Source organism: Parablautia muri, from assembly GCF_009917485.1.
GTDB lineage: Bacteria > Bacillota > Clostridia > Lachnospirales > Lachnospiraceae > Suilimivivens > Suilimivivens muri.
In genome coordinates this window covers 1-10,543 of the sequence record NZ_QZDT01000080.1, presented here as the reverse complement: position 1 = coordinate 10,543, position 10,543 = coordinate 1, and the positions used below count along the sequence as shown (strand labels likewise).

The window sequence follows — 10,543 nt, the reverse complement described above, 5'->3', positions numbered from 1 at the left end:
TTCTCTTTCTCTATGCTGATGTCATTATATCGGTTAATTCTGTGACAATCAATCAGATTTATTTGAAGCCAGAATAAATGGGCGGCAACACTATTTCTATTTTTCTGACTATGCTCATATCTTTCCAGCCTCCTTATCCCTGTCCTTCTGTCCCTGCATCCACCGCTTTGGGTTCCGGCAGATATACGGATTTATACCAGTTTGCATAGGTCTCCGCAGATGTCTTATTGCCCGTCTTGGCTTTCACATAGCCGTTCGCCAGCGGCCTTGCTTTGATGGTCAGCGTCTCCGTCTGCACCTCCCGGCTCTCCTCATTGGTCTTGCCCTCAATCTTGGGGCGGCTCGCGGAACAGTTATACAGCACATGGCGTATCTTGCGGATGTCGCCGTCAAACTCAAAGAGCAGCGCAAAGGCCGCAGTCTCGGAATGGGCGTTCTCCACCAGCACCTCATTGCTGTCCGCTTCCTCCTTAAGCACGTCCGTGCGGAAGCTCTCCGGGATCAGCGCCAGTTCCAGGTCGCCGTCATAGCCCATGTTGTTGGCTATGATGTAATACTCGATGCCGTCCGCATAGAACGATTCCGGCTCGCCGTTGGGGTCCAAGGAGAGGGATACCGCCCCGGGCATTGCCACGGGGCTTTCAAATGCCATCTCCCCGTTCTCCTGCGCCTTCTGCAATGCGTAATGGCAGTTGCAGATATTGAATTTCACTTTGTTGTCCTTCATGTCATACCTCCATTCCATACAAAACTTCATACAGTTTTTCCGATTCTATCCATGTTTCCGATTTCCCGTAAAAGATGCCATATTTGAGCAGGACTGCCTCTATGGACTCTTCCAGGTCCGGATTCTTCAAATCCGTGTAAAGCTCTATGTGGAGCCTGTTTATCCTGAAATACACGATGCCGTCAGCCGAAAAATTGTCAGCCCCCGGATATAAAAATACAAGGAAGGGCGGCTCCGGGGATTCCCCTTCCGCAAAATGGTGGTAGGCATAAGGCAGCCCTATCTCCGCCACCATGGCCATGACTTCCCCGTGCGTCATCCCTTCACCCCCTTTTCCACCTCGGACAGGAGCAGTTCAAACCCGGCTTTCTCCGCCGGCGCGATATGGGGCTGTGCCTTCGTCCTGCCGCCGCCCCGCTTTGCATGGCCGAACTCCAGCAGGTGCGTCAGCCGGTACTGCTTCTTTGAATGCACCACCACCGCCTTGGAGGACGCCGTCTCCTTCACGGTGTCCGCGGACCAGCTTTTTGCATACCGCCCCGTATCCCTCGGCGCCGTGGACTGTATCTGGTCTTTTACAGCTTCCCCCGCCTTCGTGACTGCGGCCTTCACATTTGCCGCCGTGGATATCCCATAATCCGAGAGCGACTGCTCCAGCACGGTCGCAAAGCTGTCAATGCCCACACTTTTTCCTGCCATCCTCACCGCCCCGCTTTCCTGCACTTGAATTTGATGCATTTCTTTTTATAGTTCATGTGGTCAACGGCGAGGATGTCGTAAATCCCGCCGCCAAACACCACGCGGTAGCCCGTGGAATCGATCATGGATGCCTTTTTACAGTACCTTACCGTGAAAGAAATATCCGATTCATCCACTACTGTGGCAGCCACATTTGCTTCGCCGGTCTGCTTCCCTGCCTCGCCGCCTGCCGTGGCATGGCAGGAATAGTAATCCGCCCATGTGTTCTTATGGTTGCCGATGCCGTCCACCACCACGGCATTCTTCTGGAAGGTGATGCAGACATTCAAAAGGGAAACCTCCATCAGAACGCCTCCTTCCGGCTGCCGGAAAGGAGCGAGCGCAGGGTGAGCGTGAGGGCATGGTGGTCGGCATCCTCCCGGTGTTCATACAGATAGGCGGCCGTATACTGCACGGCTATTTTTGCGTTTTCCACTGCCGCAAACTCCCCCGCGTCATCCATCCGCGCCACATCCATGCAGAGGCGCTCTGATGCCCTGATGGTATCTTCGATCAGGGCATCGTCCTCGTCATAATCCACACGGAGGTAATTTTTCATTTCTTCCAGCGTCACCACCATGCCCGCCCCCTTCCATCAGCCTGCGGATGCCGCTTTCTGCACCAGCACCTTCACCGCTTCCGCGAGGATCATCTTCCCGTCCACACGCTGCGAGGCGAGGAATCCCACCTGCCCGGTGGCTGCGAACAGCTCGTTCAGGCGCTTGAAGCTGCGCCCCTGCCGGTCGGCAATCCAGTAATAGGAAAAGTCACCGAAGGCGATGGTCTTTGCGCCTGCGGCAATGGACGGCATATACGCAGAAGTCTTCACCGGCCTGCCAAGGATGGTGTCCGGCGTTCCTGCCACCAAAGAAGGCTGCCATAAATACTGCCCGTTATTGTCCTTCAGCTTGCGGATGGCCTTGATGGTGGAATCATTCAGCACCCACACGGATTTCTTGCGGTACGGGGATTTCAGCGAGTAATATAAATCCATCAACTCATCTGCCGTCACTGCCGTTGCAGACGCAGCGGTCACGCCCGTTTCCGCGCCGCCTGTGGCCGCAAGCACGCCCAGGGGCTTGCCCTTGCCGTCCCCCGTGAAGAACGCCTCCTCTTCCTTCGCCCCGATGCGGCGGGCAAACTCGCGGGAGATATAGGACTGCAGGTCAAAGACGCTGTCGTTCAACAGCTCCTCGGAAACCTTGATCATGGTGCCCAGCTTGTAAGCGCCGATGGATACCTGCCCGAAGGAGTCGTCGCTCTCAGGAAATGCGCCCTCCTCGTCAATCCAGGACGCCGTACCCTTGGATGCCACCACAGGGATCTTGCGGTCGCCGCTGGAAGTCTTGATGACCTTCGCCATCTGGCGGAAGATGTTCTCCTCCTCCAGTGCCTCCACAAGCGTCCTCTCGTATTCATCCGGCACCAGGTAGCCGCCCTCGGAGTCCGTGCCAACCTGTAGGGCATTGGTCACATTCGGCATCGGCACCTTGGAGCGCATGGCGTTCCAGAAGTTCTTCCGGTAATCGTCGGAGGCGCGCCCGGTCTTATCCTCTGCATCATCCGCATCCGCCCTGCCACCCGGCTTCCCCGTGAGGGGCTTGTTTACCGGGCGGTTCAGCTCCGCATCCAGAGCCTCCTGCCGCTCCAGCCTTGCGATCTCTTTCCCAAGGTCGGTGATCTCCTGCTCCATCTTCGTGTATGCGGCATCATCCTCTGCGGAAAGGACTCCGTTCTCCTTCCTGTGGGAATCCAGGAATGCCTTTGCCGCCTCCCATGCCTTCGCGCGTTTCTCACGCAGTTCAAGAATCGTCATAATGAAATCCTCCTTCTTATCGCTTTAATAAATTAAGCCGCTCCATGAGTGCGTCCACGCAACGGCCGGTTTCTGTATCCGCAGCAGGGATTTTTGCCTGCGCCTGGATATCTGCCTTCGGTTTTTCCCCGCCATACCTGGCGGCCATTTTATTCAGCAGGGCATTAGTGACCGCCCTGCGGGAGAACAGCATGGAGCTTGGAGCGGGAGGGAATTTCTTTTCTTCTTCCTCCCCATCCGTATCCCCCTTGCCTTCCTCCGGCTCCTTTTCCGGCTCCTCCTTTGCCCGCGCCATGATCTCATCCGCAAAGCCAAGCTCCACTGCCTTGTTTGCGTCCATCCACGTTTCCGCATCCATCAGGTGCGACAGCTTCGGACGGGAAAGCCCCGTCTTTAACACATAGGCGTTGATGATGGACTCCTTCACTTCGGAAAGCATATCAATGGCCTTCTGCATTTCGACATGGTCGCCCCAGGCGATGGTGGCGGGATTGTGTATCATCAGCATGGAAACCGGGGATACAAGAACCGTATCACCCGCCATGGCAATGACAGATGCCGCCGACGCAGCAATGCCGTCAATTTTCACAGTCACCTTGCCCTTGTAGTTGGAGAGCATATTGTAAATCTGTGCCGCTGCCACGCAGTCACCGCCCGGCGAATTTATCCACACGGTAATGTCGCCCGTGCCGCTGTTCAGCTCCTCCTTAAAAAGCTGCGGCGTGATGTCATCGTCAAACCAGCTTTCCTCTGCGATGGTGCCGTTCAGAAACAGAGTCCTCTCCTCCGGAGCCGTCCCCGCCTCCGCCTGGTTCCTCCACTTCCAGAACTTCTTCGTTTTCATCGGATTCCTCCTTCCCTTTCTGGTATGCCGCCCCTGACATTGAAAGCGGCATCATGTTCCCATTGATAAGGTATAAGTCGCCTCCTAATTCCTCCGGGATGCGGTCAAGGTTCTCCAGCTCCCGGATGTCGTTTGCGGACATCCACCCGTTCTGCCGCCCCACGGCGTACCCGTTCATGCGGCTCTGGTAGTCGCCCCGGAGCAGGCCGTCCACGTTGAATTTCACAAAATACTGTTTCTTTTCCTCCGGTGTCAAAAGAGATCTCGCCATGGACTGCTCCCACCTTGACACCCACGGGTCGAGGGTGTATTTCACGAACTCAAGGCTCTGCTGCTCGATATTGGAGAAGCTGCTCTTTTCCAGGTCGCCCACCATGTGCGGAGGCACACGGAAAATCCTTGCTATTTCATTGATCTGGAACTTCCTCGTTTCCAAAAACTGCGCCTGTTCCGGCGAGATGGAAATCGGAGTATACTTCATCCCCTCCTCCAAAACAGCCACCTTGTTGGCATTGTGGCTGCCGCCGAAGGTGGACTGCCAGCTCTCCCTCACCCTTGTGGGGTCTTTCAAAGTCCCTGGATGCTCCAGCACGCCACTTGGCTGTGCGCCGTTGGCGAAGAACTTCGCCCCGTATTCCTCGCAGGCTATCGCCATGCCGATGGCATTCTTTGCCATGGCAATGGGGGAATAGCCCACCAGCCCGTCAAAGCCCAGGCCGGGGATGTGCAGCACCTCCGAGGGCGGCAGGACGACCGTGCTGCCCTTCACGGTCGGTGCGTCATCCATGCTCACCGTATATTCGTAATAAAGCTGCCCCTTGGAATCCCGCTCCACATTCATCCTGTCCGGCATCAGCGGGTACAGCGCGATGACCTCCCCCTTGCCGTTGCGGATGATCTGTGAGTAGGCATTCCCCCAAAGGAGCAGGTGCGTCATCAGCGTTTCCCGGAACACGAAGGAAGTCATCTCCGGGTTCGGCTCGTCATGCAGCAGGAAATACAGCGGGTGGTCCACCGCTTTTTCCTTCCCGCCGTTATTCGTATACCTATAGAAATGCAGCGGGAGCCCCGCCACCGCCTCGGACAAAATACGGACGCACGAGTACACCGCCGTCATCTGCATGGAGGAACGCTCGTTTACCCTTTTCCCACTTGTACTCCCGCCCATGAAAAAGCTGTAGGCGCTGCCCGACGTACGGTTCTGGGGCGCGTCCCTTGCCCTGAACAACCCACTGAACAATCCCATAGGAACCACTCTCCTTTCAAAAATACGGACAGCAGAAAGGCACCGCCGAAGCGATGCCCATCTGCCGATGCCTTGTTACCCTTTTTCCTTAATTTCCTTTATCAGCCGATCCAGGTTTATCCCATCCCTGAAGCCTGCACGGTAGTAAAATTCATTCTTTATGACAACCCTCGAATTTTCGCCATCCTCGCACAGCTCCAGCAGTTCCCTCTTCTCCGGGGTAAGCTGTCCGTACAGCAGTTCATGTGCCTGGTCAGCCTTCTCCGCTTCCGCAGCCTGCTCCGCCGTAAGGGGGCAATCCTTTTTAAACCTGTCATAGTGCATCCCCATCCGTTCCGAAATGATAAGCTCAAGGAAATCCTTCTCATCCATCCATTCCACCTCCTTCGCCAGACAGCATAAAGGAATGTGGGAATAATAGCCATACAAGGAACCACCAAGGATTCCGCATACAACTCTGTAAAATGTTAAAATACCAACAAACCGCGGGAATCATAGACGCTCTCTGAGGTTTCGTTTCCGCAGCGGATGGCACGGTCAAGCCCCATGATCGTGGCTACAGCACCGTCGATCTTCTCCGTGGACTTTTCCTTGTCCGCCTTGATGTTGCCTGCCGGATCGGTGCGGATGAAGATATTGTCCATCATCCACCTGAGGACCGGATGCCCGCCGTGGGCAACCATCTGCTCCAGCACCAGCTTCATCAGTTCCTTGGTCGGCGGGGACATATCCTTGAAGCCCTGGCCGAACGGGACCACCGTGAAGCCCATGCCCTCCAGGTTCTGCACCATCTGCACCGCGCCCCACCGGTCAAAGGCGATCTCCCGGATGTTGAACCACTCCCCAAGCCGCTCGATGTATTTCTCAATAAATCCGTAATGCACCACGTTCCCCTCCGTGGTCATCAGCTTCCCCTGCCGCTCCCACACATCATAGGGGACATGGTCACGCCGCACACGCAGCTCCAGCGTTTCCTCCGGCACCCAGAAGTACGGAAGGATGCAGTATTTATCCTCTTCATCCAGCGGTGGGAACACCAGCACGAACGCCGTGATATCCGTGGTGGAGGACAAGTCCAGCCCGCCGTAGCACACGCGCCCCTCCAGGTCGTCCTCCGAAACCGGGAAGGCACAGGCATCCCATTTATCCATGGGCATCCACCGCACCGCCTGTTTCACCCACTGGTTTAAGCGGAGTTGCCGGAAACTATTCTCTTCTCCCGGATTCTGCTTTGCCGACTCACAGGCAGCCTCCACCTTGTCAATCCCCACCGTAATGTTCAGCGAGGGGTTCGCTTTCTTCCACACCTTCGGATCCGTCCAGTCGTCCGCCTCATCTGCGCCGTAGATTACCGGGTAAAAGGTCGGGTCAATCTTCCTGCCCTCTAAAATATCCTTTGCCTTCTGGTGCGTCTCGTAGCAGATGGAATGGGTGTCCGTCCCCGCCGTGGTGATGAGGAAATACAGCGGCTGCATCCTGGCGTCCCCGGAGCCCTTGGTCATAACATCAAATAATTTCCTGTTCGGTTGCGTGTGCAGCTCGTCGAACACCACGCCGTGGATGTTGAAGCCGTGCTTGGAGTACGCCTCCGCCGAAAGCACCTGGTAGAAGGAATTGGTAGGCGTGTATATGATCCGTTTCTGCGAGGCGAGTATCTTCACCCGTTTGGATAATGCCGGACACATCCGCACCATGTCCGCCGCCACATCAAAAACGATGGTGGCCTGCTGCCGGTCGGCTGCACACCCGTACACCTCTGCCCGCTCCTCCCCATCCCCGCAGGTCAGGAGCAGCGCCACGGCCGCCGCCAGCTCCGACTTCCCCTGCTTCTTTGGTATCTCCACATATGCCGTGTTGAACTGGCGGTACCCGTTGGGCTTTAATGTTCCGAAAATATCCCGGATGATCTGCTCCTGCCAGTCAATCAGTTCAAAGGGCTTCCCCGCCCATGTGCCTTTGGTGTGGCACAGGCTTTCAATGAACATCACGGCAAAATCGGCGGCATCCTTATCGTAACGGCTGTCCTTCGCCCTGAACTTCGTTGGCCTGTATTTTTTCAGCTTCCGCATCGCCATCAGCATCACCTCCAGAAGATGGCATGAAAAATGGCCTGCCATCGGCAAGCCCCAATCTATCAGTACAAGATACAGAGCCTTCCGGCTCCGTACCTTGGAATTTCCAGTTTCAAAATCTTTATTTCAGTAAGTTCACCGTCGCAACCCTGATCTCATGCTGCTTCCCCCAGATGTGGTTCAGTATCATGTAGTTTGATGCATCCAGCCGGTTTTTTGCCCAGACCGAAACGGTCTTCATGGTTTTTGTCCCCTTCGGTGTGTAGTCGATCTCAAAAAGTGTGGCCCCTTCAAATTTCCTGTTCAGCATTCTGTTTTCCTCCGTTTTCCAAGCCTGCGGCTTTGTTTTCCCTTTCGGTAGTACACATATTCGCTCTAAAACCACATTTTATCAAGTTAATTCGGAGCAAAAACTGCACAAACATCCATAGCGGGAATTGTGTAATTTTCAATGGTTGGGGATGTGCTTCCCATCCTCTATCCAGACAACCAGCACGATGATCTCCCCTTCGGTTTCCATCCGTTCAAGCTCCGCCACATCGTCCATGTCCCAATTGACCGGGTACACCCCGCAGAATTCCACAATGCAGTCGATCTCGCTGGTCTCAATCCAGTCCCGGTTCAGGTTCCATGCGCCGCAGACCGTATCCACATGGCCGTGGCTGACATGGTTCTTATCAAGGATGCCCTCGATTTTCTTGATGGTTTCATCCTTGTAAAGGTCGGTGTCTTTCGAGACGGTGATGTAAAACATACACTTTGTTGCAGCCTCGCCCCGTTCCCTTCTTGCGTCAATCCACTCCTGGATGACCTCTGTCCTTTTTTCCATAGCTGTACGCTCCTTCTTTGTAATTTTCATCCCCTGCCGTAGCACCTGTGGATGGCTTCCAGAATCTGTTCCTGCTCCTTCCCGTCCACCCCGATGCTCTCCAACGCCTCCCTGGTGCCGCAGTCCGGGCAGAGCGGCGTTCTGCCGTCCGCCCGCGAAACCGCCGGCCTCCCGTGGTAGGTCTGCCCGCACCTTGGGCAGACCGAAATCCTCGCAATATTATCTGTTTCTTTCATTCCAATCCCTCCTTTGCTGCAGGCTCCCGGATGCCAAGCGCCTCCTCCCTGCTGCGGAACATCCTCCCTGCGGATGCGCGGTAACGGCTGCCCCTGCTGTTCTGGAGCCAGAAATATTTTCCATCGAACCCCAGCACGGTGTAATTGCCCGTGCAGCCGTTCTTCCGGTTGGTCACCATGAAGCAGGCATCCCCGGTCTTCCACCCGCCCGGAAATTCCTGTGCCTCCCCGCTGCTGTCGGCATACGCCTGTTCCAGGAATGCCTCATCGAACCCGAAGCTCCGGTACCCCTGCAGGCAGGTCTCCATGTAGAATTCACTCGGCAGCCCAAGCGGGCGGTCCTCATGCATGATGTAGACGAAAACCTTCCGCCTGCGGACCTTTCCGGTTTTGATTCCCTTTAGGGGCAGTTCCATCTCCTTTTTGTAGTAAAAGGACGGGAAACCCTCGTAGCGGTCCAGGGCCGCCTCATCCTCCTCCGTCACCGCCCATGCCGCCACGGGTACGCTTGCGCCCTCCTGCGGCTCGATGGTGAGGTAGGAGCCGGTCTTGCTCCCCTTGAACAGCAGCCGGTACCCTTCTACCACCGAAGTGCCGATGATCCTCGCCCCAGGGCAACGCATCCGCATCTGCCGGATGTTTAAGTTTGAGCCGTAAGCAATGTAGTATCTTTTTTCCATTTTGAAATCCATCCTTTCCGAAGGGGGCACCCTTCTACCACCTTAAGACCGCCGTAGCGGTCCCCTGCCCTTTCCGTGGCAGGCAAGGTGGCAGGAGGCTACCTCCCGCGTTCCCTTCAAGCGGCCCTTCCGTTGCGGAAGGATGCGTCCCCTGCAAGCCTCTTTGTGAGGATGTCCCTTGCGGTCTTGAATTCGTCCCCGATGAATCCGAGCCGGAGGAGCCAGGTCCGCATGGCGTATTTCGGGTTTTCGTTCTGCTGCGGCTTCGGGCTTGCGGTCTTCACTTCCTTCGCCATCTGGCTGAGTGCGAGGCAGAGCTGGATGTAGCTTTTTAACTGCCCTGCGTGGAGGCCGCCCCTGCGCCCGTCGCCCGGTTCGTCGAACTGGAAGAGCCGGAACTCGACCGTGCCTTTGGTGAAAGTTGCGTGGTAGTTCAGCATATGGTAGCGGCTGTCGTTGTAGTGCTGGTCCCTGCCGTAGCTTGCGCCGTGGCTCGTGTACCAGATGTCCGCAAGGGCCGCCATCGTGGAGGGCTTCTTCCTGTTGACCTGCTCCAAAAACCGTGGGTCTACCGTGCGGCAGTAGCGGTTCATCCTCCACCGGTCAAGGTTTAAGGCGTCCGCAATGAGGCTCTCGTGGCCTGCCATGATGTTGGCGAGGTTTCTCAGGCTCTGCGGCGTGTGGCCTTTCGCACCGATGTGGATGTGTACCCCGCAGCCCCTTCCCGCGTCGCTCTTCGCTCCGGCGTGTCTGAGCTGCCGGATGAGCTCCTGCAGGGTTTCCATGTCCGCGTAGGTAAGGATCGGCGTCACCAGTTCACACTTTTCGCTGTCCGGTCCTGCGATGCTCACGTCCCTCTGGAATTTCCATTCCCTGCCCTGCGCGTCCCATGCGCTCCAGGTGTAGTAGCCGTTCCGTCTTGCCGTATCCTCGTAGCGCCCTGTTCCGAAGAAGTCCGCTGCGACCTTCGCCGCCCTGCTCCTTGCGATGCTGTTCATCTCCACCTCAACCCCGATGGTCTGCTTTTTCATTTCCTCAACCTGTCTTGCTAACTTTGCGTTCATGCTGTTTTCCTCCGTTTTCTTTGTGTGTTTTCCCTTTCGGTAGTACACATATTCGCTCTAAAAGGGGATAATAGCAAGTCAATTCGGAGCATATATTACACAATGATTTTGACCGGGATTTGTGTATTTTATGGCAGTTTACGGCAGGCATCCTCGCCGTAGACCACATGGAGGCGGCTGCCGTTGTCCCAGCGGACCATGATGCTCGCCGTGTCATCCATGTTAATAACTTCATGAGCTGTCACAGATTCAATCTTATCCGCTGTCACAAATCTGCTCATTTTCCTGTCA

The 10,543-nt window shown here is 55.9% G+C and carries 16 protein-coding genes; all 16 read right to left on the bottom strand.

The genetic code is table 11. The features are described from left to right. Positions 1-133: 133 nt before the first annotated feature. The 16 genes from D5281_RS22855 to D5281_RS27075 all read right to left on the bottom strand — a co-directional run bounded on the left by D5281_RS22855 (position 134) and on the right by D5281_RS27075 (position 10,533). Positions 134-745, bottom strand: a complete 612-nt coding sequence (locus tag D5281_RS22855; protein WP_277935562.1) for a major tail protein — start codon at positions 743-745, stop codon at positions 134-136. Beyond that, positions 729-1,046, bottom strand: a complete 318-nt coding sequence (locus tag D5281_RS22850; RefSeq protein WP_160562230.1) for a hypothetical protein — start codon at positions 1,044-1,046, stop codon at positions 729-731. The genes D5281_RS22855 and D5281_RS22850 overlap by 17 nt, the downstream gene beginning before the upstream one ends. Continuing rightward, on the bottom strand, positions 1,043-1,465 hold the full coding sequence (locus tag D5281_RS22845) for an HK97 gp10 family phage protein (RefSeq protein WP_277935561.1): 423 nt from the start codon (positions 1,463-1,465) through the stop codon (positions 1,043-1,045). Before D5281_RS22845 ends, D5281_RS22850 begins: the two co-directional genes overlap by 4 nt. Then, positions 1,429-1,770: a phage head closure protein gene (locus D5281_RS22840; RefSeq protein WP_160562229.1), complete on the bottom strand. Its 342-nt coding sequence runs from the start codon at positions 1,768-1,770 to the stop codon at positions 1,429-1,431. Before D5281_RS22840 ends, D5281_RS22845 begins: the two co-directional genes overlap by 37 nt. Continuing rightward, positions 1,770-2,045, bottom strand: a complete 276-nt coding sequence (locus D5281_RS22835) for a head-tail connector protein (protein ID WP_160562228.1) — start codon at positions 2,043-2,045, stop codon at positions 1,770-1,772. Before D5281_RS22835 ends, D5281_RS22840 begins: the two co-directional genes overlap by 1 nt. 15 nt (positions 2,046-2,060) lie before the next feature. Beyond that, positions 2,061-3,281: a phage major capsid protein gene (locus D5281_RS22830; protein WP_160562227.1), complete on the bottom strand. Its 1,221-nt coding sequence runs from the start codon at positions 3,279-3,281 to the stop codon at positions 2,061-2,063. A gap of 16 nt (positions 3,282-3,297) precedes the next feature. Beyond that, positions 3,298-4,125 carry a head maturation protease, ClpP-related gene (locus D5281_RS22825; RefSeq protein ID WP_160562226.1) on the bottom strand — a complete coding sequence of 276 codons (828 nt, stop codon included), beginning with the start codon at positions 4,123-4,125 and terminating at the stop codon, positions 3,298-3,300. After that, positions 4,016-5,371: a phage portal protein gene (locus tag D5281_RS22820; RefSeq protein WP_160562225.1), complete on the bottom strand. Its 1,356-nt coding sequence runs from the start codon at positions 5,369-5,371 to the stop codon at positions 4,016-4,018. Before D5281_RS22820 ends, D5281_RS22825 begins: the two co-directional genes overlap by 110 nt. Before the next feature lie 75 nt (positions 5,372-5,446). After that, positions 5,447-5,743, bottom strand: coding sequence for a hypothetical protein (locus tag D5281_RS22815; RefSeq protein ID WP_160562224.1), 297 nt, complete (start codon positions 5,741-5,743; stop codon positions 5,447-5,449). 95 nt (positions 5,744-5,838) lie between these two features. Continuing rightward, positions 5,839-7,446, bottom strand: coding sequence for a terminase TerL endonuclease subunit (locus tag D5281_RS22810; RefSeq protein ID WP_160562233.1), 1,608 nt, complete (start codon positions 7,444-7,446; stop codon positions 5,839-5,841). A gap of 118 nt (positions 7,447-7,564) precedes the next feature. Then, positions 7,565-7,753, bottom strand: coding sequence for a hypothetical protein (locus D5281_RS22805; protein WP_160562223.1), 189 nt, complete (start codon positions 7,751-7,753; stop codon positions 7,565-7,567). Between the two features lie 138 nt (positions 7,754-7,891). Continuing rightward, positions 7,892-8,302, bottom strand: coding sequence for a hypothetical protein (locus D5281_RS22800; protein ID WP_277935560.1), 411 nt, complete (start codon positions 8,300-8,302; stop codon positions 7,892-7,894). After that, the gene (locus D5281_RS22795; protein ID WP_004059437.1) at positions 8,299-8,508 is read right to left on the bottom strand and encodes a hypothetical protein; all 210 of its coding nucleotides are present in this window, start codon (positions 8,506-8,508) and stop codon (positions 8,299-8,301) included. Before D5281_RS22795 ends, D5281_RS22800 begins: the two co-directional genes overlap by 4 nt. Further along, the gene (locus D5281_RS27345; protein WP_160562222.1) at positions 8,505-9,188 is read right to left on the bottom strand and encodes a gamma-glutamylcyclotransferase family protein; all 684 of its coding nucleotides are present in this window, start codon (positions 9,186-9,188) and stop codon (positions 8,505-8,507) included. The genes D5281_RS22795 and D5281_RS27345 overlap by 4 nt, the downstream gene beginning before the upstream one ends. 116 nt (positions 9,189-9,304) lie before the next feature. Further along, entirely contained in the window at positions 9,305-10,252 is a 948-nt protein-coding gene (locus D5281_RS22785; protein WP_160562221.1) for an amidoligase family protein, read from the bottom strand. A 128-nt stretch (positions 10,253-10,380) separates the two neighbouring features. Next, a complete protein-coding gene (locus D5281_RS27075; protein WP_160562231.1) occupies positions 10,381-10,533 on the bottom strand; it encodes a DUF4314 domain-containing protein in 153 nt (50 codons plus the stop codon). Positions 10,534-10,543 lie beyond the last annotated feature (10 nt).